This window comes from Streptomyces sp. NPDC057136, from assembly GCF_042670885.1.
Taxonomy (GTDB): domain Bacteria; phylum Actinomycetota; class Actinomycetes; order Streptomycetales; family Streptomycetaceae; genus Streptomyces.
Map to the genome: position 1 here is coordinate 22,384 of NZ_JBHUUV010000025.1, position 23,287 is coordinate 45,670.

General features: G+C 70.5%; 12 protein-coding genes. 6 read left to right on the top strand and 6 right to left on the bottom strand.

What is annotated here, in order from left to right:
* Nucleotides 1–20: 20 nt before the first annotated feature.
* Nucleotides 21–491 (bottom strand): ATP-binding protein, encoded by a 471-nt coding sequence (locus ACFT7S_RS26145; protein WP_382735850.1) that lies wholly within the window; start codon nucleotides 489–491, stop codon nucleotides 21–23.
* A 174-nt stretch (nucleotides 492–665) separates the two neighbouring features.
* On the opposite strand from ACFT7S_RS26145, the gene ACFT7S_RS26150 reads away from it, so the two are divergent.
* The gene (locus tag ACFT7S_RS26150) at nucleotides 666–1,535 is read left to right on the top strand and encodes a helix-turn-helix domain-containing protein (protein WP_382735852.1); all 870 of its coding nucleotides are present in this window, start codon (nucleotides 666–668) and stop codon (nucleotides 1,533–1,535) included.
* The gene (locus ACFT7S_RS26155; RefSeq protein WP_382735854.1) at nucleotides 1,532–1,753 is read left to right on the top strand and encodes a DUF397 domain-containing protein; all 222 of its coding nucleotides are present in this window, start codon (nucleotides 1,532–1,534) and stop codon (nucleotides 1,751–1,753) included. The genes ACFT7S_RS26150 and ACFT7S_RS26155 overlap by 4 nt, the downstream gene beginning before the upstream one ends.
* 69 nt (nucleotides 1,754–1,822) lie before the next feature.
* On the opposite strand, the gene ACFT7S_RS26160 is transcribed toward ACFT7S_RS26155, so the two are convergent.
* The 4 genes from ACFT7S_RS26160 to ACFT7S_RS26175 all read right to left on the bottom strand — a co-directional run bounded on the left by ACFT7S_RS26160 (nucleotide 1,823) and on the right by ACFT7S_RS26175 (nucleotide 12,338).
* Nucleotides 1,823–6,241, bottom strand: a complete 4,419-nt coding sequence (locus ACFT7S_RS26160; protein ID WP_382735856.1) for an Eco57I restriction-modification methylase domain-containing protein — start codon at nucleotides 6,239–6,241, stop codon at nucleotides 1,823–1,825.
* On the bottom strand, nucleotides 6,238–9,537 hold the full coding sequence (drmD, locus tag ACFT7S_RS26165; protein WP_382735858.1) for a DISARM system SNF2-like helicase DrmD: 3,300 nt from the start codon (nucleotides 9,535–9,537) through the stop codon (nucleotides 6,238–6,240). The genes ACFT7S_RS26160 and drmD overlap by 4 nt, the downstream gene beginning before the upstream one ends.
* A gap of 120 nt (nucleotides 9,538–9,657) precedes the next feature.
* Nucleotides 9,658–11,256 (bottom strand): serine/threonine-protein kinase, encoded by a 1,599-nt coding sequence (locus ACFT7S_RS26170; protein ID WP_382735860.1) that lies wholly within the window; start codon nucleotides 11,254–11,256, stop codon nucleotides 9,658–9,660.
* A 140-nt stretch (nucleotides 11,257–11,396) separates the two neighbouring features.
* Complete coding sequence (locus ACFT7S_RS26175; protein ID WP_382735862.1) at nucleotides 11,397–12,338, bottom strand: serine/threonine-protein kinase; 942 nt, start codon at nucleotides 12,336–12,338, stop codon at nucleotides 11,397–11,399.
* A 172-nt stretch (nucleotides 12,339–12,510) separates the two neighbouring features.
* On the opposite strand from ACFT7S_RS26175, the gene ACFT7S_RS26180 reads away from it, so the two are divergent.
* Nucleotides 12,511–14,703, top strand: coding sequence for an N-6 DNA methylase (locus tag ACFT7S_RS26180; RefSeq protein ID WP_382735863.1), 2,193 nt, complete (start codon nucleotides 12,511–12,513; stop codon nucleotides 14,701–14,703).
* Between the two features lie 97 nt (nucleotides 14,704–14,800).
* On the opposite strand, the gene ACFT7S_RS26185 is transcribed toward ACFT7S_RS26180, so the two are convergent.
* Complete coding sequence (locus ACFT7S_RS26185) at nucleotides 14,801–16,303, bottom strand: serine/threonine-protein kinase (protein WP_382735865.1); 1,503 nt, start codon at nucleotides 16,301–16,303, stop codon at nucleotides 14,801–14,803.
* Between the two features lie 239 nt (nucleotides 16,304–16,542).
* On the opposite strand from ACFT7S_RS26185, the gene ACFT7S_RS26190 reads away from it, so the two are divergent.
* From ACFT7S_RS26190 to ACFT7S_RS26200, 3 genes are all read left to right on the top strand, one after another.
* On the top strand, nucleotides 16,543–18,327 hold the full coding sequence (locus ACFT7S_RS26190) for a PD-(D/E)XK nuclease family protein (protein ID WP_382735868.1): 1,785 nt from the start codon (nucleotides 16,543–16,545) through the stop codon (nucleotides 18,325–18,327).
* Nucleotides 18,327–19,493 (top strand): hypothetical protein, encoded by a 1,167-nt coding sequence (locus ACFT7S_RS26195; RefSeq protein ID WP_382735870.1) that lies wholly within the window; start codon nucleotides 18,327–18,329, stop codon nucleotides 19,491–19,493. Before ACFT7S_RS26190 ends, ACFT7S_RS26195 begins: the two co-directional genes overlap by 1 nt.
* Before the next feature lie 103 nt (nucleotides 19,494–19,596).
* Complete coding sequence (locus ACFT7S_RS26200) at nucleotides 19,597–23,268, top strand: hypothetical protein (protein ID WP_382735872.1); 3,672 nt, start codon at nucleotides 19,597–19,599, stop codon at nucleotides 23,266–23,268.
* Nucleotides 23,269–23,287 lie beyond the last annotated feature (19 nt).

Genomic DNA, 23,287 nt, shown 5'->3' on the forward strand with positions numbered 1-23,287 from the left:
CTCGCTCGTGGGTGCGGCGCCTACCGCCGGGCCACTTCGGCCCAGACGGTCTTGGTGCAGTTGTCCCGGACGAACCAGTCCCAGCGGTCCGCATGCGCGGCGACCAGGAGCAGGCCGCGGCCGGAAGTCGCGTACGGGGACGGCAGTTCGGGGAGACAGCCGTCGGCGGGGGTGCGCGGGAAGCGGTCGGGGCGGGTGTCGGCGACCTCGATACGGACGAGGTCTGCGGCGAGGGCGAGCCGGACCTCGAAGTCACGGCCGGGGGTGCGGCCGTGGGTGATCGCGTTCGCCGCGAACTCCGCGACGACGGTGGCCACCGCGCGGGAGGTGGGGTCGATGGGCTTGATGCCGTGCTCGGCGAGGTGCTGTACGGCGAGCAGGCGGGCGAGGCGGGCACCGCGCAGGGTGGAGCTGAACTGCAAACGGAAGGGGGCGAGTTGGGTGGTCGCGGGGTGAAGTGGGGCTGCGAGGGTGGGAGTTTTCGGCCTCATAGCGTAACCGTCGCGTTACGTGGATAGCCTGACCAGGTCATCCGGGCGTACCGAATCGGTGGGTACGGGTGGGGTGTTGTTTTGTACGGGGTGCGGGCCGTGACCGGGCGTGGGCGGGGCGCGTTGGTATCGGATCGTACGGGAGTGCGGCGCGGACGTGGGAGCGTGAGGCGGATGGTTCCGAGGGGCAGTGCGGGTGGGCGGCCCGGGTCGCGCGCACGGCAGGGGCGGAAGCCCGACGACGACCGGCCGGCGGTCTGGGCCGCCTACGGCAAGCTGCTGAAGCTGTTCCGGGAGAAGGCGGGCATGAGCCAGGAGGCCCTTGCGGAGGCCGTGGGCTACTCGTACGAGCAGACTGCCTCGATCGAGCAAGGACGACGACCTGCGAAGGCACGCTTCACGGAGCAGGCGGAAGAAGTGCTCGGCGCAGGTGGCGTGTTGGCGGCCTTGCAGGTGGATGTGGACCTGGCACGACTGCCCCGCTTCTTCCAGAACTTCAAGGCGATGGAGGCCGAGGCGCTCAGCCGCTTCTCGTACGATCCGCTACTGATCCCCGGCCTCTTGCAGACGGAGGAGTACGCGAACGTCTTGCTTCACGCCCACTTCCCGCCGCTCGACGAGGAAGTGATCGAGGAGCTTGTCTCGGCGCGCATGGAACGGCAGGCGTTGTTCCATCGTGCGAACCCTCCGATGGTGTTCGTCTTCATCATGGAGGAGAGCGCACTGCGCCGACCGGTGGGTGGGGCCGCCGTGTTGAAGGCACAGCTTCAACACCTGCTGGTCTGCGCTCAACTGCGCAATGTGGAGATCCAGATCATGCCGACAGCTCGGGCTGCACACAGTGGCCTCAACGGCTCGATGGTGCTGCTGGAGACCGTGGAGTGCACACAGGTGGCGTACCTGGAGGCACAGGGCGTGGGAACCGTGATCTCGGACCGGAAGGAGGTCAGCGAGTTCTCCATGCGCTATGGCATGCTGCGATCGCAGGCCCTGGACACCGACGGGTCTACGCGCTTGATCGAGCAAGTGGTAGGAGAGCTATGAGCACCGAGCAGTCAGCCAACGGGGCGGTCGACTCCGCTTGGTTCAAGAGCAGTTACAGCGGGACGAACGGTGGGGACTGCGTGGAGGTTGCAGTCGCCCCCGATGCGGTGCGAGTCCGGGACTCGAAGCGAGGTACCGGCCCGGCGCTTCAGGTCGGCGCTGGCGTGTGGGCGACGTTCGTTTCGTTCGCAAGCAGCCGGGACGGCTCCGGCTGCTGACAGCGGAATCGCACGGCCGTGCCCTCCGCCGAGGTAACTGGCGGAGGGCACTTTCATGTCGCGATCGGCTCAGAAGAGGGCGTTGTCGGGGGTGAAGAGGCCGTCGTCGTCAAAGCCCTGGGCGCCGATCGGGCGTGCGGCGCGCTGAGCGCGCGCGTTGGCGGAGGCGGGCGGCATGTCCGGGTGCTTCTTCGGCTTCTTGTGCTTGCCGAGGAAGACCTCGTCCGCGTACGCCTGGTGGTTCAACTGGCGGAGGCGGTCGATGATTTCGGTGCGGGCGAGAAGGCCGATGGTGTAGCGAGTGCCCTGGTCGGTCTCGTGGAAACCGTGGTCGAGCGGGACGGTGAGGTGGGTGGGGTCGGCCGGGGGTGTCTGACCGGTCGAGTCGAGGAGATCGTGCCAGCCGTAGGCGGCGATGGTGGCGCGGTCGATCTCCTCGTGGATGGAGCGGAGTTCGACGATGTCGGGGTCGTCGCATTCGGGGTCGTGAACGAGGTTGTACGTGGAAGTAAGGCCAACGTTACGGCGGAGCATGAGTTCACGTCGGAAGGTATCGAGTTTGACGCCAGCTGCGTTCAGAGCACTGGTACCGGAGGGCCTTACTAGAGTTTCGAAGATATTAGATGGAGTGTATGTAAGGTCGGTGCGCTTGTTCGATCCGCGATCCAAAGCCCACCAGTAATGGAGAGCACTATCAAGTAGAGCAAGGGTGCCGTAGCTATCTGAAGCAAATACGACGAGCTGCTGATCGAAAACCACACCGGTGTTGATCATAATTGGCATCGCGGTCTTACTCACTTGAGCCATGACGATGCATCGCTCTAGGTTCGCGAGCGCGGCAGTCATCGCAGGACGTTTCTCCGCATACTGCCACCAATATTGACGGTATACTTTCCGGCTATTCCCATCCCTCTCCGGCTTTACGCGCTCTAGCACTCTCTCGTAAGGCTTGGCATACTCAGCCGCCTGACTCTCTGACCAATCACGGAAATTAATGACCCACCTTTCAGTATCGTGCACAGGGTGACTATTTACACTCTTGCCATTGAGATAGGGGAATACGACTTCTTTACACTGCTCATCCTCGGCAATCCACGAACGAGCCTCTGCTGTCGAAAGAGTGAAACCGAGCCCTAGAACGATAGAGCCTTGGAATGACATGGCACTGTTTCTATCCAATGACTCCGCCCATGACGCCTCCCGTGTCCCAGGGCTGAGTGACGTCGAGATTCCACGCGGAACGACCAAATCCCCCAGGACCCGCTCGGATGCTCTTCCGACTGCTTTCCTACTTGTCCATACGGCGCAATATTCAAGCACTGCGGAGCTGGAAGGCCACGGAGCACTCTTGATTGCCCGGCGAATTTCGATCCCCTGCTCTGCAAGCTGATCAAGCCCAACTTCCCTCGACTCGCCCCGCGCCAGCATGCTGGTGGCAACCAATCCCGTCTGCCCACCCCCGTTCAGCAGCGCGTGCGCCCGCAGTTCGAAGTACGCCACCAGGTCCGCGCTCCCCCGCCTACCACCCGCCAGGTAGTCCACGAGGTACTCGCGATACGCCTCCCCCATCGCGCCGGTGAGCTTCTGCCCGCCCAGAAACGGCGGGTTCCCAATCACCGCATCAAACCCACCCCGGTCCATAAACACCTCCGGAAACACCAACGGCCAGTGCACCGGCTCCCGCTCCATCCCCCCCTCCGGCAATTCACTCGCCAACCACTCCCGCGCCCTCTCCTGCGCAGCCTTCACGAGTTCCCCAAGCCCGCTCCTCTCCCCCTGCTCTCCCGACCCCGACTCCGCGCCTTCCTCCCCCAGCTTCGCCGCGACCTTCGCCGCCGTCGGGAACAGGTCCCGCAACCGGTCCCCGCCCTCGTACCACTCCGTCCGTCCCGAAGCGCACGTCGCCAGCGCCGCGCCCGACAGCAGGTCGCCGATCAGCCGCAGCCGGGCCGTGTGCCGTACGACCTCACCCAGCAGCTTCCGCTTCTTCCCCAGAGCGGCGATACCGTCACCAGCGATCTCGGTGATGGCCTTCCGCTCGTCCGCAACGGACTTGACCCGCTCCTCCGCCCCCGCCATCGACCCGAGCAACTCCCCCTTCCCCACGTCCAGATGGACCGCCTTCAACTGCTCCAGGCTCGTCACCCCGAGCAGCGAGTCCCCCGCAACCAGGCGGTCGTCCAGGAACGTGAACGGCCGCTTCGGGTCCATCGAGACCAGCCACAGCGACAGCTTTGCCATCTCGACGGCCATCGGGTTGATGTCCACCCCGTACAGGCAGTGCTCGATGATCTGGCGGCGCGCATCGATCACCACCTGGTCGGACTCGGCGTCGACCGCCGTCCGCGCGTCGACCTCGCTGCCCGCCCGGTAGCGGATCGCGTCCTCGTGGTGTTCGTTGTCCTCCTCCCGCTCCCACGCCTCGATGAGACGGTCCGCGAGGTAGCGGCACGCGGCGACCAGGAACGCCGCCGAGCCCATCGCGATGTCCGCGACCTTCAACTCAAGGATGTCCGCAGCCGCCTTGGGGACCCACTCGCTCCGCTCGGCGGTCTGGAGCGGGCCCGGCTCGTAGACCAGGGGTTCCAGGGCGTGCGTGACGACGTTCTCGGCGAGCTTGCGCGGGGTGTAGTGGGTGCCGGTGTTCTTGCGGAGGGCGGACTCCGTGACGTACAGACGGCCGGCCGGGATGACCAGCGGCAGTCCACGCAGGTCCTGGCGCAGAAGGCGGAAGAAGGGCAGCAGGCGCTCGGTGAGTTCGCGGTTCTTGCAGGCGGCGAAGAGCTTGTCGTCGGCCTCCTCGCGTTCGCCGCCGGTGAGCGGCGCGAGCAGCTTCTCGATCTTGCCGACGGTGCCGATGCCGGGCTTCGGTTCCTTGTACGCCTCGCAGATCAGCTTGGCGAGCTTCTTCACGTCGCCACGGCTCTGCTCGGCCATCGACTCCAGCTCGCGCAGGGGCACTTCGTGTTCCCGGCCGACCGGGCCGATGAGGCCGACGACCTCTTCGGTCGCGCGCTCGCCCCCGTACGAGAGCAGGCCCTCGTACACGTAACCGATCTGCTCGACGCTCAGCGCGCGGAAGCTCAGGGTGCGGGACTCGCGGTTCTTGCCCGTGCCGACCTGGACCTCCTGCACGGCCTGGAGCATGTGCAGGACGGTGAGGTCGTCGATGGGCAGCGGGCGGGCGTCGGATTCCAGCCACGCGTAGGTGGTGGGGTCGAAGATCGAGCCGTCGTAGGCGGGGAGGAGGAGTTCGGGGTGGTCGACGCCGCCGTGGACGGCGTGGAAGAGGGCGATCAGCCGGTGCCAGGCGGAGGTGGTGTGCTCCAGCGAGGACATGCCTTCGGCGTCCGCGCGGGCCTTGAGTTCGGTGCGCAGGAAGCGGGCGGAGTAGGAGCGGGCGTACACCTCGTTGTCGGCGGGGAGCAGGCCGCACTCCTCGGCGAAGAGGAGGAAGACGACGCGCATCATGACGGCGACGGAGCCCCGGTAGACCTGGCCCGCGCTGACGCCGTCGGCGTACAGGCCGGGTGCGCCCTTCTCCATGGCGCGGGCGTCCGCGCGGCCGATGGCGTCGACGAGGAGTTCGACGGCCTGGCGGACCTGGATACCGAGGGCGGTGGTGACCTCTTCGCCCGCCTCCAGGCTTTCGCGGAGGAGGCCGGTGAGGGTTTCGGACTCGGTGTACTGGAAGAAGCGGGAGCGGCGCAGGAGCGAGACCCAGGCGCGTACGAGATTGCGGTCCGCGCGTTCGTTCCAGCTGATGGTGTCGAAGACGGCGGTGCTGGTCACGCCGCCGACCGGGGCCCAGACCAGGCACCACCAGCGGCCGTCGGTGACCAGGCCGAGGGGGACGTTGTGCTGGCGGCACAGCCGGGCGAGGCGGTCGGCGGGGGTGGCGGCCCACGCACCACCGCCCGCTGAGCCGTCACGCAGGGTGGGCGGGGTGCCGGAGGGCAGGACCATGCCGAGCAGGCGTACGTGTTTGGCGGCGGTCGCGGTGTCCGGCTCGGCGAGTGCGTCGGTGCCGGGGTCGGTGAGACAGAAGTCGGCGCGCAGGGTCGCGTCGTATTCGTCGACGTGGACGGTGAAGCGGTCCAGGAGCGGTTCGTCGCCGTCCACGGCCCGGCCGGGGCGCACGGTCAGCGCGTCTCCCCATTCGAGGAGGTCGCGCAGGAGGTGGGTGATCCAGGCGCCCTGCCCGGCCGCCGGGTCGGTCAGCCAGTCCGCGTGGTGCGCGCGCAGGCGGTCGAACCGGTCCCGTTCGGGGGTGTCGAGCTGGGGCCAGGTCTTCAGCAGCACGGGGAGGGTGAGGAAGGGGCCCGAGACGTCGGTGAGGTCCAGCCACTCCTGGTGCTGGCCGACGCCGTCGAGCGCCTTCGCGCGGGCGGCGGCCATACCCAGGGCGGTTCGGTCGACGGGGCCGCGGGGCCTGCCGCTCGAAGCGGAGGCCGAAGCGGAAGCGGATGCGGCGGTACGGCGGCTCACTTGCGGGCCTCCTTGGCGGGAACGACGAAGACTACGGCTACGGGGAAGAGGTGCGGGGACGGATCACGGTAACGCGCCTCGATGGCGGCGAGCTCCCGGGCGCGCTCCGCGTCGAGGGTGCGCAGGCGGGCCTTCCAGCGATCCTTGTCCTCGGCGTACTGGCGTCGCTCGACCTCGCTGACCTCGTGCTCCTGGACGAGCGCCATCTGTTGGCCGATCGCGTCGCCCTCCTGGGTGAGCTTGGCGCGTACGCCCGCCTCGAAGCGGTCCAGGGTGGCGGTGATGCGGCGCTCCTCGTCGGCCCTTCGCTCGGAGAGGCGGCGCTTGAGGCTCTCGCCCAGCTCGGCGGCGCGGGCATCCAGGGAGCGGCGCAGTGGGTCGCGGAGCTTGCCGAAGTCGCCGGCGAGCTGCTGCTTGAGGTGCGGGGCGGCGTCAAAGCCGTGGGTGAGGGCGCGGGCGAGTACCTCGCGCTGGGCGTTCACCGACTCCCAGCGGCGGAAACGGCCGGTGTCGCCGAACCAGCCGCCCGCGTAGAGGATCTCCTCGTGCAGGCGGGTGCCGTCGGTGCCGGTGAGGACATACCGGGCGTACGCGCTGACCAGCGTGGTCTCCAGGGCCGGGTCGTCGCTGACGACGGCGGCGGTGCGGTGCAGGCCGACGAAGTCGGCGTTCCAGACGGCCGCGGTGAGCAGCCGGGTGGAGAGGTCGACCAGGGGGTGCTTGAGGTGGGCGAGGACCACGTCGTCGCGGCCCTCGGAGGCGACGTCCCTGTCGAAGGTGACGGGGCGGCGCTCGGCGGTGCGCAGGGGGTGGGGCAGGCTTCGGGTGGCGCGCTCCCAGGTGCCGGTGAGCTGCGGAACGTCGTAGAGGTCGCCCTCGAAGCTGTCGTGGCCGGTGGGGATGAGCAGCGGCTGGTCGTCGAGGGCGAGCGCGGTGTCGACGACGCGGCGGATGTTGGCGGGGGTGAGGCCGAGGGTGTCGCGGGTCTCCTCGTACTGCTTCTTGAGCCGTACGGCCTGGGCGGTGACGTTCTGCTCGTCGGCGATCTTCCCGCTGGGCCGTCGGCCCGACGTGGGGCGGGGCTTGGCGTTGTCGAGATCGACGGGGGTGGTGTCGCCGGTCATGCGGCGCTGTACGGCGTCGGCGATGACGGCGTTGACCTCGCCGAGGTCGGCCTCCATCTGGGCGACCTTCCTCGCGACGCGGGACAGGAACTCCAGGTCGGCCTCGTACGAACCGGCCTTGGCCTGCTGCCAGCCCGCGCCGACGAAGTGGTGGATCTCGGGGTCCTCGCGCTGGCCCCAGCGGTCGATGCGGCCGATGCGCTGTTCGAGCTTGTTGGGGTTGAAGGGGATGTCGTAGTTGATCAGGCGGTGGCAGTGGCGCTGGAGGTCGATGCCCTCGCCGGCCGCGTCGGTGGCGATGAGAATGCGGACCCGGCCCTCCTCCGACTCGTCGTTCTCGACGCTGGGCTCGGACTGAAAGCCGACACGGATGCGCTCCCGCTCGTCCTTGTCGACGCCACCGTGCAGCTGGGCGACGCGGCCGCCGTCGGTGAGCTGCTCCTGGCGCAGCAGGTCGACGAGCCACTTCTGGGTGTCGCGGTACTCGGTGAAGATCACCACGCGGTTGTTGGTCCAGAGTCCGCCGTCGGGGCGGCAGACCGCTTTGAGGTACGAGATCAGGCGGGCCGCTTTGGAGTCGGCGTTGGCCTCGTGGGTGAGGGCCCAGCGCTGCATCTCGCGCAGCAGGGTCAGCTCGCCCTCGTCCTCGTCGGGGGTGAGGCGGGTGGAGAGGGTCAGCGCGGAGTCCTCGGCGCCCGCCAGCTCCTCGTCGTCGAGTTCTGCGGCGAGGTCCGCGTAGTCCTCCAGCCATTCGGGGACGTCGTCGGCGCCGGTGACGGGGCGGGCGGTGGAGTCCTCCAGGTGACCCAGGTAGACCTTCACGGTGCGCTGGAAGGAGGCGGGGGACGAGAAGAGGCGCTTCTTGAGGAGAAGGGTGACCAGGTCGGCTGCACGACGACCACCACGGGCGCTGGAGGTGATGCGCTGCTTGCGGAGGGTGGCGAAGTCGGAGAGGAGGGTGTGGATCTCGCGTTCGCGGTCGGTGTACTCGACCTCCAGCTGCTTGGTCTGGCGGGTGCGGAACTGCGGGGTTCCGTCGGGGCGGGTGACCTTGTACTTGAGCCGACGGACGACCGTCTCGTCGCGGGCGGCCCGGTCGGGCTCGACGCCGCGCAGGAACTTCTGGTTGTCGATGAGTTCCAGGAGGGCGGTGTACGACTCGGGGTAGCCGTTGTGCGGCGTCGCGGAGAGGAACAGCCGGTGCTCGAAGTGGGGGGCGAGGCGGCGGATCAGCTTCGTTTGCTGGGAGTCGACGGCGTACACCTGCTTGGGGGCGGCAGGGGCCACGTGGTGGGCCTCGTCGAGGACGAGCAGGTCGAAGAAGCGGCGCTCGGGGCCGGGGCCGGTGTCCTGGCCGGGGGTGTCGGGCGGCAGCACCTCGTCCAGGAGGCGCTGGGCCTTGGGGCGGCGCAGCCAGGGCAGCGAGACGATCGTCAGCGGGTGGACACGGAAGGGGTTGGCGGCCGTGCCGTGGGTGCGGCGGAGGGTGGCGCAGAGCTGGGAGTCGACGATGGTGAAGTCCAGGCCGAACTTCTCGGCCATCTCGTCGCGCCACTTCAGGGTCAGCCCGGCCGGGCAGACCACCATCACGCGGTGGGCCCGGCCGCGCAGCATCAGCTCCTGGACGACGAGACCGGCCTCGATGGTCTTGCCGAGGCCGACGTCGTCGGCGAGCAGGAGGTTCACGCGGGGGGCGCCGACGGCGCGGGAGACGGGCTCCAGCTGGTACGGCTCGACGGCGACGCCCGAGCGGAACGGGGCCTGGAGGTTCTTGGCGTCGGCCGAGGCGACGGCCGACCAGCGGACCGCGTCGAGGAAGGCGGCGAGGCGGGAGGGCGAGTCGAAGCGGCCGGTGGAGGCGTCGGGGAGGGAACCGGCGGGCAGGATGCGGCGGCCCGGCTCTACCTCCCAGATCACCGAGAGGGTGTCGCCGAAGCGGCCGTCGGCGACGGACTGGAGGTGGACGAGGGTGGTGGGGGTGATGGGGGTGGGGGCGGTGGGGGCGGCCGAGGGAGAGGGGTCGACGGCCGAGGGAGAGGGGTCGACGCTCACGACCGCCCAGCTCTGGCCTCGTACCTCGACGAGGGCGCCGGGCTGCGGGAGCACCTCGCCGGACGCGGGCGCGGCAGCGGCGGCAGGGGTACGGCGGGGCGGCGGGGCGGTCTGTGTCATGGGTGAGCGACCTTCTCTGGGGGCTCGGCGTAGGGCGTCAACTGTAGGCAATGCGGTGAAAGCGGACGGAGGGGACGGCGGGAAGGGGTGGGGCGGGGGTGCGGGGCAGGTGCGCGGGGCCTACTGCTGTCGGCGCTGAGCGGCGGTCAGGAGTCGGCGCAGGCGGGCGGCCAGGTCGTCGATCTTGACGATCCGGGGATCGTCGGGCCGTTGCGCCTTGAGGTCGATCCGCAGCAGGTTGAGTTCTTCGAAACTCTCCGCGTAGCGACCGCTCTGGCCCAGGAGTGAGGAGAACATGAGGCGTGCCTGCTGGGTCGCGAGGTCGGTCGGACCGAAGAGCTCCAGCCTGCGGGGGACGATCCCCTCGTACTCCTTGAGCGCCTCGGCCGTGCGGCCGAGCTTCGCCAGGCTGAGAGCCAGAAGCGTCCGGCAGTCGAGGCGTAGTTCGTCCGCCTCGGCCGGAGTGGCCCAGAGCTCCTCGTCGAGGATGCGGACGTTCTCGTACGCCTGGCTGTAGTCCTTGGCTGCGAGCAGCCCACGGCACTCGTCCAGCCGGGCCTGGATCTCCTCGGGGCCCGAAAAGGAGCCGTAGTCGGCGACGGAGGGCGGAGGCGACATGGCGCCTGGGCGCACGCGGGGCGGGGGCGCCGGCGCGACCGGTTGACTACGGGGCGGGGGCGCCGGCGCGACGACCGATGGTCTGCGTGGAGGGGGCGCCGGTGGGAGGGCGGACTGGCTGTGGGGCGGCGGCGCGATGCCCGAGTGCGGGGGTAGGCCGGGGCCGGACGACGCGGAAGCCGGGCGGGCATCCGGTGCGGGTCGGGCCTGCGTCGGCCCTCCGGGCAGTCGCGGCAGTACGGTCGTCGTCCTGCGGGCGGCCGCCTCGGCCGCCGCGCTCATCGCCCTGACCGCGACGACCGTCTCCCCCGCCGACGGACGCGCCTGGGGCTCCTTGGCCAGCAGCTGCATCACCAGGGCCGCGAGGGCGTCCGAGACGCCCGGCTTCAACTCAGCGATCGGCGGCGGGACTTCGTACACATGCTGGTAGGCGACCGCGAGCGGGGTGTCGGCGCGGAACGGCGGGCGGCCGGTGAGGATCTCGTACAGGACGCAGCCCAGTGCGTACAGGTCGCTGCGGTCGGTGGCCGGCTGTCCGACGGCCTGCTCGGGGGAGATGAAGCCGGGGGTGCCGACCACTCCGCTGGGGCTGGTCAGGGGCGGTTCCTGCGACGAGGGGGTGAGCGCGGCAGCAATGCCGAAATCGAGGACCTTGACCTTGGCGGAGGGGGTCAGCATGAGGTTGGCGGGCTTGAGGTCACGGTGGACGAGGCCCGAGCGATGGGCCGCAGCCAGCACGGAGGCGATCTGTTCGGTGATGGAGAGCGCCTGGTCGACTGGGCAACTGCCGTGCTCCTTGAGGAGTTTGGTGAGGGTGTCCCCCTTGACCAGCTCCATGACCAGGTACAGCCGGCCGTCGGGGAGCTTGCCCACGTCGTGGATCGCGGGGACGCCGGGGTGCCCCAGGCGGGCGGTGTAGCGGGCCTCGCGGCGGAAGCGCTCCTCCCGCAGGGCGGGGGCGCTCTGATGGTCGGTGCGGTGCATGAACTTCAGGGCGATCTGTCGGTCGAGGCTGTGGTCGCGGGCCGACCACACCTCGCCCATGCCGCCCCGACCGAGCCGGTGGGCCAGCTCGTACCGTTCCAGGATCATCGTGCTCATTGCCCCGTCCCCCGTGTCACCTGTGTCCGACGTTCCCTCGCCCGGCACCGGCTGCTGGTCCCGCGCGCCGCGCCCCCGCGCTCTGTGCACCTTGCATCCTTCCACCCCACGTCCCCCGCTCCGTCACCCTGTCGCCGCCGTCAATCGAGGGGTGGCCCCTGCGGCAGTGCGAACGGCCGACGCGGGTCCTCGGGGCCGTACGCGGCGAGCGCCTGCGCATCACCACACCGGGAGGCGGGGAGGTGCGGGCCGAGCGCTGCGTACACCTCGCGGGCCGAGGCCGGGCGGTCGGCGGGAGTGGGCGCGAGGAGCGCGGCGAGCAGGTCCTGGAGGTCCGGCGGAGCCTGGATGCCGAGGGTGGCCAGGGAAGGCGGGGGTCCGGTGAGACGGCTGCGCAGCTGAACGACGGGGGGCTCCGTGCCGAAGGGCGCCGAGCCGGCGAGGAGGTGGTGCAGGAGACAGCCGACGCTGTACAGGTCGCTGCGGGCGTCGAGTTCCGAGGAACCGGTGAGCAACTCCGGCGACGCGTAACGAAAGTTGCCCGGGGACTCACCGCTCGCCGTGAGCCGCGCGCCCTGTTCCGTCATGTGCTTGACCAGGCCGAAGTCGAGAATCTTCACCACGCCGTCGCGCCTGACCATCACGTTCTCCGGCTTCAGGTCACGGTGCACCAGACCTGCCGCATGGGCCGACGCGAGACCGGAACAGATCTGGGCAGTGACCGCCGCGGCGGCGTCGGGGGCGAGGCGCTCCTGTTCGTCGAGGACGACTCCCAGAGTGGTGCCGTCGATCAACTGCATGACCAGCCAGCACAGTTCACTGGTGATGTCGGCGTCGTACACCGTGGCGACGTTGTCGTGGTCGAGCGCCGCCGACGCCTTCGCCTCCCGTTCGAAACGGAGCTTCAGGCGTGCACGGTCAGCGGGATCGTCGAACCTGTCGGAGGCCAGGGTCTTCACCGCCACACGGCGTTGCAGATGCCGGTCGAGGCCGCTCCACACCTGCCCCATGGAGCCGCGGCCCAGCGGCTGCTCCAGGCAGTAGCGCTCACCGAGGACGGTTCCGCGCCCCACGCATTCCATGATCGGACCTCCTGGTCGGTCAGTGTAGGGGCGGCCGGGGCCAAAGGGACATGCCAGCGAGACAATCACTGTGAACTCTGTCAACGTTGACCGGGTGCGGGGTGGCTGAGCTACGGTGTGGCCGTCCCGTGTCAGGCTTGTCCAAAACTCGCCCCCTCACCCGGAGAACCTCATGTCAGAGCCCCATGACGCACCCGTCACCCTGGCGGGAATCGCACGTATCGCGGGCGTCGGCCGGGCCGCCGTGAGCAACTGGCGGCGCCGCCACGACTCTTTCCCGACACCGGTCGGCGGGACGGACGCCAGCCCACAGTTCTCCCTGGCCGATGTCGAAGGATGGCTGCACGCCAACGGGAAGATCGAGCGGATCGGGCTGCGGGAGCGGTTGTGGCCGCACTACGAGGCGCTGGGCGACCGCGCGGTCATGGGTGCTGCCCTCGCCGAAGCGGGCGGGCGGATCCTTTCCACGGAGGGTGCGGAGGGCTTCGTAACAGCACGCCGCGCCGGGTCCGGCGAACCGGTTCTTCCGCCGGAGGCCGCGCGGGTGGTGGACGAGACGGTGGAGGCCGCACGCCAGGAGGGCGGCAGGGAGACCTTCAACTTCCTGCTGTCTCGCTGGCTCGACGCCCATGTGCGGCAGGTCAGTACCACCCCGGAACCGCTGGCCCGGCTGATGGCGGACATCGCCGCCTCCGTAAGGACGGATGCGGGAGCCGGGACGGGCGAGGTGACCGTACTCGACCCCGCGTGCGGGGTCGGCGGACTGCTCCTGGCCGCCGGTGAACGCGTGGGCGATCCGGAGGGGGGGCCGGGTCCCGTGGCTCCGGTTCTCCTCGGGGCCGACATCGACCCGGTGCTCGCCGCACTGGCAGCGGTCCGCCTGGGCTTCGCGGGCACGGGCTCGCCAGGCACAGGTACGACGGGTGCGAGCACCGCAGTTCCAGGTAGCGCAATCCCAGGCACCGCGCGCACGGGGGCCAGGGTGGAGATCAGGGCGGGAGACTCGCTCCGCGGCGATCCTCAGGCAGACGCGCGGGCCGACGTGGTCCTGTGCAATCCGCCGTTCAACGCACGCGACTGGGGGCACGAGGAACTGGCCACGGACCCCCGCTGGACGTACGGACTGCCACCGAGGACCGAGCCCGAACTCGCCTGGGTGGAGCACACCCTGGCACGGCTGGCACCCGGTGGTACGGCCGTCGTCCTGCTGCCCCCCGCAGTGGCTTCCCGCCGCGCGGGCAGGCGCATCCGGGGAGCGCTGCTGCGCACGGGCGCGCTGCGGGGAGTCGTCGCGCTGCCCGCCGGGGCCGCTCCACCGCACAGCGTCTCGCTCCAGTTGTGGATCCTCAGGGCACCGGGCGCCGATGGCAGGACGGCGGCGGGCGACCGGCTCTTCCTGTTCGACGCCGTCGAGCGGCAGGGGGCCGCCAAGGGCGCCCAGAGCATCGACTGGCCCCGGCTGAGCGGTCGTGTCCTGGACGCGGTGCGCTCCCATTCCTGGGACGGCGAGCGGAGGGGCGAGGCACAGGCCCCGCTGCCCGAGCGGTGTGTCACCGTACCCGTGGTGGATCTGCTCGACGAGGAGACGGACCTCACGCCGGCCCGCCACGTACCGGAGACGGCACGTGAGGCCCATGACGTGCTCGGTGAATCCTGGGGGCGGTTGGAAGGGCTGATCAGCGAGGTGCGCCGGCATGCGCGGTTCCTCGCCGGGATCGACCTGTCCGAGCGCGGTGACTCCGCGTCCACCGTCACGGTCGCGGATCTGGACCGCGCCCACGCGCTCAGGGCGCGGCAGGGACAGACGCCTTCCGGCGAACTGCTGCGCAGCGATGATCTGTTGCTCATCGACGCACACCCTCGGGGCGCTGTGCCGGTACTGAGCGTTCCCGACCTGATCTTGGACGGGCAGCCGGGCGGCTGGCTCACCAGGGATGAGGTGGAGGCCGGGGTCGCCGGCGGCTCGCTCACCGTCGCCGAGCCCGGGGACGTCGTCGTGGTGGGCGTCGAGCGGGCGTTCCGGGTCTGGGTGCAGAAGGACACTCCTCTCGTACTCGGGCCACAGCTCCACGCGCTGCGGCCGGACCCCGAACTCCTTGACCCCTGGTTCCTCGCGGGCTGCCTGCGCGCACCGGCGAACGCGCGGCAGGCCGGTTCCCACACCTCCAGCTCGGCGCGTATCGACGTACGCAAACTGCAGGTGCTCCAGCTCTCCCTCGCCGAACAAGAGCCGTACGCGGCCGCCTTCAGGGAACTCCTGGCGCTGGAGGAATCCCTACGCTCGGTGGCGGCGGTCGGCGAGGATCTCGTAAGGGGCCTCGGCGACGCGCTCGCGGCGGGAGGGCTGCACCGGCCGGGACGGTAAGACCTCGGCCCGCCGGGCCGTGTCCCGCTGAGGAAGGACGCGGCCCGGCGGAGCAGTCTCGTACACCGGCGCAACGGGGCTGGGGCCCCGGCGCGGTCTACGCCGAGTCCCCCTCCGTCTCCCGCTGCTCCTGCATCTCCCGCTGCCCCTCCGCCTCGAACCGGAGTTCCTCCAGCTCGGTGCCGAGCTCACGGCACCTCTCCGCGAGCAGCACGGCGCGGACGCCGGCCACGCGGGGCAGTGCTTCGAGCACTTTTGCCCGTGCGGCCGCCGCGGGCAACAGGTCGCCGAACGGAATGCGGCACTCCGCCGCGCCGAGCACACCCTCCAGATGGTCGGCCAGATCGTCCGGATGCACGCCGCCGCCGGACGGCACCGCGGCCAGGGCCTCGTAGAGCGTGATCGCCTCCTGGCAACGCCCCGCGATCCGCATGCCGTTCGCGGCCACCCGCAGGGCCGCCCTGACCTGCGGATCGCAGGCGCCCCAGCTCCGACGCGCGGCGGGCAGGAGCTCTGCCAGCCTGCCCACCGCGCTCGCGGGCTCACCGGAATCGGTCTCGGCCGCGGCCCCGTCGGTGAGCTCCTGGAACACCCTGCGGCTGAGGAACCGCGCATCGCGGTGTCCGCGGTTCGACCTGGGAGCGGCCTTCGGCGCCACGGGCCCGACCTGCGCGGCGTATGCCTCCGGGAGCCTCAACGGGCGTGTGGGGTCCGGTTCCAGCCGGGGAGAGGGGGCCGCGTCGCCGGGGCGCGGCGCGAACCGCCGCAGTACCTCCACGACCGCACCGGCGTCCGCGGGCCGGTCCTGCGGCTCCTTCGCGAGCAGCTTCAGGACCAGCCCTTCCAGCTCGTCCGGGATGTGGCCGATGTGGCAGGTCGGAGGGATCGGCTCGTCGTGGACGTGCTGGTCCCTCAGCCGGTCCCCGTAGAACGGCGGGTGGCCGGTCAACAGGTGGTAGAGGATGCAGCCCAGTGCGTACAGGTCGGTCTTCGGGGTGATCTGCCGCTCCAGGATCTGCTCCGGAGCCTCGTACCCCCGGCTGCCCACCGTGGAGCCGCTCTGCGTGTAGTCCGTGACGCCGGGCCAGAGCGGCTTGGCGATGCCGAAGTCGATGAGGACGACCACGCCGTCCCCATCGATGATCAAGTTGTACGGCTTGAGGTCGCGGTGCACCACCGGCAGGTCGTGGGCGTGGGCGAGCGCCTCGGCGATCTGGACCCCGATGGCGGCGGCGACCGCGACGGTGGGGGTGTACCGGTCCAGGAAGGTGTGCAGCGCCATGCCGTCGACCAGGCGCATCACGAGATAGGGCTCGCTGTCGAAAGTGCCCTGGCCGTACAGCTCGGGGATGCCCCGGTGCCGCAGCCGCCCGAGCAGCGCACCCTCCCGCCGGAAGCGTCCGCGTATGCGGGTCAGCTCGGCGTGCGCGTCGTCGCCGTCCAGCGAGGCGAGGAGTTCACCCTCCGCGCGCAGGCACTTGACGGCCACCGGCCGCCCGGCGTCCCGCAGGTCCTCCGCATGCCAGACCACCCCCATGCCGCCGCTGCCCAGACGGTCGAGCAGCCGGTACCGGCCGCCGAGCACGTCGTCCTTCTTCATGTCCGCCCCTTGCTCCGAAGCGTCCCGCGGACGTCACGACAGGAAGGCGTGACGTGTCGGGCCTCTGGGTCCGCCTGCTCTGTGTGTGACGGATGCACTCAGTGTAGGCCCGGGTTGACCATTTCATGCATGGACTCAGTTCACAGTGACCCATGTGTCATGCTGGTCTTCCGGAACTCGGCGCACCTCGCCCCGAGATGCCGCGCCACGGAGTCCTGCCGTACCGATTGGAGGAGACCATGAGCAGCTGGCCACGCCCCGCCGGGACCGGTGGGGACACCACGCTGGTGCGCACGAACCTCGGTGCGGCCCGGCTCGACCACCGCGACTGCCCGACCAGACTGAGCAGCGACGCCCGCCCAATGCTGACGGCCCATCCCGAACCGCCCGAACTCGCCGAAAGGTTCCAGGACTTCACCCTCAAGGTCTTCATGGACGCACTCGACCTGATCGAGCACGACCGCCGGGACCCGACGGAGGTCCTCGAAGAGCTCCGGCGCACGAAGGGAACCTTCGGGCTCTACCGGCGCCGGGAGGGCCACCCGTTGCTGCTGTCCTGGTCCGCCCAGGCAGTCCGGCACCATCTCGCGGCACGTACGGCGGACCAGCGCGCGCGGCGCGCCGCCGGGCTCCCGCTCACCGTCCCGGTCCGCGACGTCTGGGCGCTCGGCAAGGACCCCGGTCCGGTGGACGGGCGGGGTGCGGACACCTACGAGACGACGGCCTGGGGGCGCCGGTACGCCGCGGTCGACGGCTCCACCAGGGAGTTGTGGCTGCTGACCTTCGGCGCGGCGAAGGAGGACCGCCCCGAAGCGGAGAAGGCGGTGGCCGCGTACGTCGCGGCGAAGGGGCGGCCGGTGAGCGGAGGATGGCGCAAGCGGTACACCGTGGTCCCGGCCGAGCGGCTCGAACCGTACCGTACGGCTGTCCCCGAGCGGGTGCGGGTCATCGAATTCGGCTGCGGGGACGGCGCGTACAAGGAACTGCTCGACTGGAACCAGCAGGAGGCCAGGCGGCGCTTCGTGGCAGCGGGGTGGCCCGCGCTGAGCCGGGCCGTCGACGGGGCCGGCGTCCGCCCCGGAAGCGGCTGCGTCGAGTGCAAGGCGCTGGCGCGCTGCGACGCGATAGCGCGCACCCCCGGTCTGCTGACGGTTGCGCCGCCGCAGCCCCGCCGGCCCCGCCGCAGCCTCTCGGTCTCCGACCTGCGCGCCCACCGGGACTGCCCGGGGAAATTCCACGCGACCCGGCAGCTCAAGCTCCGTTCCGCGCGGGCCGAGAGCCCCGAGGTACGGCGAGGGCGCGTGGTCGACGACGTCCTGAACCAACGGCACGGCAGCACGCCGTACCAAAGCTGCGCGGACTTCCCCGGGCCGGCGGACCCGGCATCCTGGGGGGCCGGCTCCTTGCGGCTGAGCGGCAAGGAAGCGGTCGACGGCGCCGCCATGCTCGAACAGCACGACTTCTACTGCCCGCTGGACGGGCTCGCCCCGACGGAAGAGGTACGAGTCCAGCACCAGTTGACCTGCTACGACCCGGGGCTCGACCTCGTCCTGATCGCCACCCCCGACCTGCTCCACACCCGGCACGGGGGATGGATCTGGCGCGAGACCAAGACGGCGAGCCGGTACCTCTACGAGGGCGAGACGCTGATGAAGCGCTACCCACAACTCGCCCTGGGTGTACTGATGTTGGCCGCAGGCGTCCTGGGCGGAGACGTCGCGCGCTCCCGGGTGGAACTCGAACTGCTGCACACCGACGACGTGACCTTCGAGGAGCTGGATCCCTCGCGTCCCGGGGTCGTCGACGAGGCGCGCGAAGTGATGGCGGAACTCGCCCGCCCCTGGGCGGTCGACCAGGACTACCCGACGACCCCCGGCCGGCACTGCACCGGCTGCGAGGCCCTCGACTGGTGCCGGCCGGGCACCGCACATCTCGCGGCGACGGAACCCGCGCAAGGGACGGAAGCCGCGAAAGAGGCGACTCCCTCGCACGAGACGGAAGCCGCACAGGAAGGGGAGTCCTGATGTCCCACGCCTCGCACACCCCCGCCGGCGCGCACGGAAGCTGGCTCGACTACCCGGACGTCCGTCTCGTGCGCACCCTGGCCGGCGCGGTGATCCAGCTCGCCGACCTCGGCACCCTCTCCGCCTTCTCGCTGCCCTACCCCGCCGAGGCCCAGCGGGCCCTGGACCGGACCGTCCTCGCCTGCCTCCTGCGGGGTGTCGAGGAGGTCCCGCGCAGCCTTCCGGAACTGCTCTTCTGGTGCCACAGCCGCCCCCTGGAGGACTGGCCCCTGGACCTGCCGCCCGACGCCTTCGGGCCGGGCGACTGCCTGGTGGACCCCGAGGCACTGGTCCCCACCCAGCTGTGCCACGAATGGTGGATCAGGGGAAAGGACGGCGGCGCCGCCCAGTTCGACCGGGAGGTCGTCCACACGGCGATGCGCCTGTGCCGCAACGCGTCCTCGCCCGAGTCGTATGTGGCCTTCCGCAGGCTCCTGGTCGAGCGTCCCGTACTCACGGGGGTGGAGCGCTTCGAGACGGAGACCGACCTCTACCTCGCCCCCGTGCAGGAGCTTCTCGACCAGTGCTACGCGGCGGTCCCCGCTTCCTACGAGCGCGAGGGCGCCTACGTCACCTGCGGACGCTGCCTGACCCTGCTCACTCCACTCACCGGAGGCGGCTGGTGGTGCGAACGCGACCGGTGCCGACGTCGGGGAGCGCCCCCGCACGGACGGACGGTGCACGGGGCGGACGCGGCCGGACTGCTGCAACTGGCCCGCCCGCTACGTCAGTTCGTCACCAGTCCGGGCCGGGCCGAGGTGGATCTTGAGGCCCGGTTGACCGCTCTCGGACTCCGGGTTCAGCTCTGGCCCGGCTTCGACGCGTACGACCTGCGCATCACCTTCCCGGACGGACACGTCTGGGCCGTCGACGTCAAGGACTGGAAGCACCCCGGGTTGCTCGGTCGTGCCGCACAGCCCGTACGCGCGGAGCCGCCGTACGACGAGGCCTGCTGGGTGGTCCCCGGCGAACAGGCCGAGGCCCACCGCGACTACCTCGGCACGTACCGGCGCAATCGTCCGGCCGCGGCCGCGGGGCTGCCCCTCTTCACCGACGACCGGCTGGTCGCGCTCGCCGCCACCCGCCTCGGTGGAGCGCGGGGTCCCCAGCTGACGGACCTCGCATGACGGCCATACGCAGGAAACCACAGGCACGAACGCCCTGTGCCTGAAGGCTTCTTGAGGGACCCACTACCAAGATCACACCCCCCTTCGGAGAACGGACCAGACCGTGCGTGACAGCAGCGAGTGGTACCTCCCGCTGACCCAGGCCCTGGAGCCGGTCTGGCCCCAGGAGAACCAGGATGTGAAACCCTCCCTGCTCTGCCAGGTGGAACTCGGCATCTACCTGATGGAGAGCATCGACGCCTCCCGCGACGCCCGCGGCGTCTACACGCTGCTGGGCGGCTACCCCTTCGCCGTGGCCGTGGGCCTCGCCACCTCACCGGCACAGCGCGCCCGGCTGGACGTGGCCCGCCACCTGCTGTGGCGGCTGCGGCGGCGCCGCATGTGGCACCAGAGCCTGGAGGCGTACGCCCAACTGCCCGAACGACTGCGGGGGTACCGGATCCCGGACGGGGGCGGACCGCCGCGGCGGGTGGAACCGACCGTGGCGGGCAGCCGCTTCGCGACGTACGAACGTGCCCTGTCGCGGCTCCCGGACTTCGACCGGCGCCTGCTGACACTCGCCCCGGCAGGACAGGCGCGGTTCACCGAACGGCATATTCCAGCCTCCGTGACCATTCCCGAACAGCTGTGCTTCCCCGCACCGACCGGCCACGACCTGAGCCTTGTCCCGCGCACCACGGGCCGCCCCCTGGACATCCCGCTGGCCGAACTCGCCGACACCGCACGGTGGATGGAAGAGGCCGAAGCCGCCCGGGAGACCCCCACGGGGAACTGGGTCCAGCGCCTTGCCGATCTGCAACTCGATGTCCTGTCCGCCGACGGGGTGCGCTTCGAAGGGGCCACCGTGCTGCGCCTGGACCGGCTGCTCCACCTCGTCGGCATGGTGGGGGCGGGAAAGAGCACCCTGATGCATCTCATCGCCGTCTGGGGCGCGCGTCAGGGCCTGCGGACCACTCTGGTTGTCGGAGACGTCGCCGAACAGCTCACCCTGGTCGGCCTGTTCCAGGGCCTCGGGCTGGCCGCGGCACCGGTTATCGGCACCACCACCCGGGAGCAGCACGCCTCCCGGCTGCACCGACGGCTCGCCGCACGTGGCCAGAGCTCCCTGCTCCAGCACGACGATCCGGCCTTCGACCTCCTGAGCACGGTGTGCGTCCTGGACGCGCAGCGCGGCCTGGAGGCGGCCGAACCCCTTCGGTACGTCGACGCCCCCTGCACGGAACTGCACCCGGTGAAGAAGCCTCGCGCCACGGCCGTCGGCGACATCCCGTTGCCCGAGTACCGGCACGACACGGACAGGGACCACGGCGCGGACGGAGCCGCTCGGCGCGAAGAAGCGGCCCCTCTGCGGCCCGACCACGGCTGTCCGGTATGGAGCGCCTGCCCCCGGCACGCCACCGACCGCGACCTGGTCGACGCCCTGATCTGGGTGGCCAACCCGGCGAGTCTCCTGCAGAGCGCCGTGCCGCGCCACCTCAACGCGGAACGCCTGCGCCACCTCGAACTGGCGTGTCTGCGCAGCGACATCGTCATCGTCGACGAGGCGGACCGTGTGCAGATGCAGCTCGACACCGCGTTCGCGCCGTCCGCCACGCTGATCGTGCGCGGCCCCGAATCATGGCTGGACCGGCTCGGCATCCACAAGATCGACGAACTGGCCAGGCAGGGCCGCCTCCCTCTCTCTGCGCGCGACGTCGAACGCTGGTCGGCCTCCTTGGACATCGTCCACGTAGCCGCCAACCGCCTCTACCGCAGGCTGATCACCGAGGACGACATCCTCCGGTGGGCGGACATCGAGTACTTCAGCGCCTGGACCCTCCAGGAGAAGCTCATCAACACCTGGTACCCCCGTCTCCGCGCGGACGGCTCCCTCCCCGACGGCGTCTCCTGCGACTCCGAGGTGTACGACACGGAGGACGAGTCCGCCCCCCTCACCGCCGTGCCGAGCACCCCGGGGGCGGAGCCGTGGGATGCCCGCCGCAGTGCGGTGGTCGCCGACCTCGACGCCTTCCGCGACGACCCGCTCGGGGACCGCGGCCCGCACAGCGCTGTCACCGACACCCTGATCCGCAGGGCCGGGGACCTCCTGCACAACCTCGACCAGACGACCACCGGGCAGCGCGTCCGCTCCGTACTGGACGAACTCCTCACGGGTTCCCCCCTCCTCGACGGCTCGCTGCGCCAGGACGATCCGGCCCCCGGCCGGCCCGACCGGGACCCCGTGGACACCTGGGGAACCGAGCCCTGGCTGGAGCGGGAGGCCAGGCGTCTGGAGTTCACTCTCGTACTCGCCGCGCTCCACCAGCGCCTCGAACGCGTCACCTTCCTGTGGCCGCAGGCCGAGGCGGCCCTTCACCTGGACACCGCCGACAACGAACTGTCCCGTCGGCCTCCCCTGGACTACGCACCGGTGGTACCCGAAGCCCCCATGGGCAACGTCCTCGGATTCCAGTACCTGCCCGAGGACCCCGAACGAGGGCCCCGGGGCGACGACCAGCGAAGCGGCACCCTGCGCTTCTTCCGGTGTGCCGGGGTCGGCCGGGAACTCCTGCTCAACCTGCCCGCGTTGGGAGCCGATCCCGCCGTGGGCCGGCCCGGACCGCATGTGCTCCTCATGTCCGGCACGAGCTGGGCAGGGACCTCGACCCGGGCGCACGTCATGGCCCCGGTCGGGGCAATCCTCAAACCGCACCCAGCCGCAGTCGACTCCATTCGCAGGACCCTCTTCAGGACCCTGTTCCTCTACGACGGCGAAGGAGCCCCGCTCACCCTGTCCGGAGCGCGTCTCGACACCCGCGAGCGGGTGCTGTCCCAGATGGTCACCCAGCTCGGGAAGTCGTCCCCCGGCGACACCTCGCTCCTCGACGGCGAACTGAGGAAGATCGAGGACGGCGAGCGGCGCCGGGCGCTCGTCCTGGTCGGCAGCTACCGCGACGCCAGAATCGCCGCCGACCTCCTCGAACGCATGCCGCGCTGGCGGGGAAAGGTCCGGGTCCTGGCCTCCGACAAGGCGGAGTTGGACCACCCCGGCCCCGGTGACACGGCCACGGGGGACTTCGTCGGCGCGACCGCCGTACGACGCGGTGACCTGGCGTCATTCGCCCAGGACGAGGACGCCGAGGTCCTGGTCGCCCCCCTGATGGCCATCGAGCGAGGCCACAACATCCTCAACCAGAGCCACAAGGCGGCCTTCGGCACCGTGCTGTTCCTCGCCCGGCCCCACCCGCGCCCCGACGACCTCTCCCTGGCCGTCTTCGCCGTCAACGACTGGGTCACCCGCTTCGTCCGCGACCGGCCCGATTCCGAAGGGGGGACCTTCGGCAAACTGGTGGCCGACGCGGCGGACCTGGACGCCGCCGGGCTCGCCTTCCGCCTCGCGGCCCGCAAGGAATGGCGTCGGCTGCTCTCCCGGCGCTACATCTACTCCCGGCTCAGCGACGCGGAGAAGACCTCCTTCGCCTGGGACCAGCTCGTCACCATCTGGCAGGTCATCGGCCGCCTCGTGCGAGGCGGGGTACCCGCGCGCGTGGTGTTCGTCGACGCGGCCTTCGCCCCCGCACTCGCCGAGGCCGGGGCCCCGCCAGCCGCGGCGACCCGAAGCGGTCGCCGCCGAAACGACGACGGCCTGCTCGTCAAACTCCGCGACGTCCTCGCTCCCTACTTCGACGACGCGGCAGCCCCCCAGTCGTTCGGCGACGTGGCCGATCCCGCACTGGTACGCACTCTCTACCACCCGCTCTACGACGCCCTGTGCGGACTGAGCTCCGGAAACTGACCGGCCACTCCCCACGCGC

Excerpts from the sequence above, each read along its gene's own strand:
- ACFT7S_RS26150 (WP_382735852.1), top strand. The coding sequence starts at position 666 with ATGGTTCCGAGGGGCAGTGCGGGTGGGCGGCCCGGGTCGCGCGCACGG.
- drmD (WP_382735858.1), bottom strand. The coding sequence starts at position 9,537 with ATGACACAGACCGCCCCGCCGCCCCGCCGTACCCCTGCCGCCGCTGCC.
- ACFT7S_RS26170 (WP_382735860.1), bottom strand. The coding sequence starts at position 11,256 with ATGAGCACGATGATCCTGGAACGGTACGAGCTGGCCCACCGGCTCGGT.
- ACFT7S_RS26195 (WP_382735870.1), top strand. The coding sequence starts at position 18,327 with ATGTCCCACGCCTCGCACACCCCCGCCGGCGCGCACGGAAGCTGGCTC.
- ACFT7S_RS26175 (WP_382735862.1), bottom strand. The coding sequence starts at position 12,338 with ATGGAATGCGTGGGGCGCGGAACCGTCCTCGGTGAGCGCTACTGCCTG.
- ACFT7S_RS26185 (WP_382735865.1), bottom strand. The coding sequence starts at position 16,303 with ATGAAGAAGGACGACGTGCTCGGCGGCCGGTACCGGCTGCTCGACCGT.
- ACFT7S_RS26145 (WP_382735850.1), bottom strand. The coding sequence starts at position 491 with ATGAGGCCGAAAACTCCCACCCTCGCAGCCCCACTTCACCCCGCGACC.
- ACFT7S_RS26190 (WP_382735868.1), top strand. The coding sequence starts at position 16,543 with ATGAGCAGCTGGCCACGCCCCGCCGGGACCGGTGGGGACACCACGCTG.
- ACFT7S_RS26180 (WP_382735863.1), top strand. The coding sequence starts at position 12,511 with ATGTCAGAGCCCCATGACGCACCCGTCACCCTGGCGGGAATCGCACGT.
- ACFT7S_RS26155 (WP_382735854.1), top strand. The coding sequence starts at position 1,532 with ATGAGCACCGAGCAGTCAGCCAACGGGGCGGTCGACTCCGCTTGGTTC.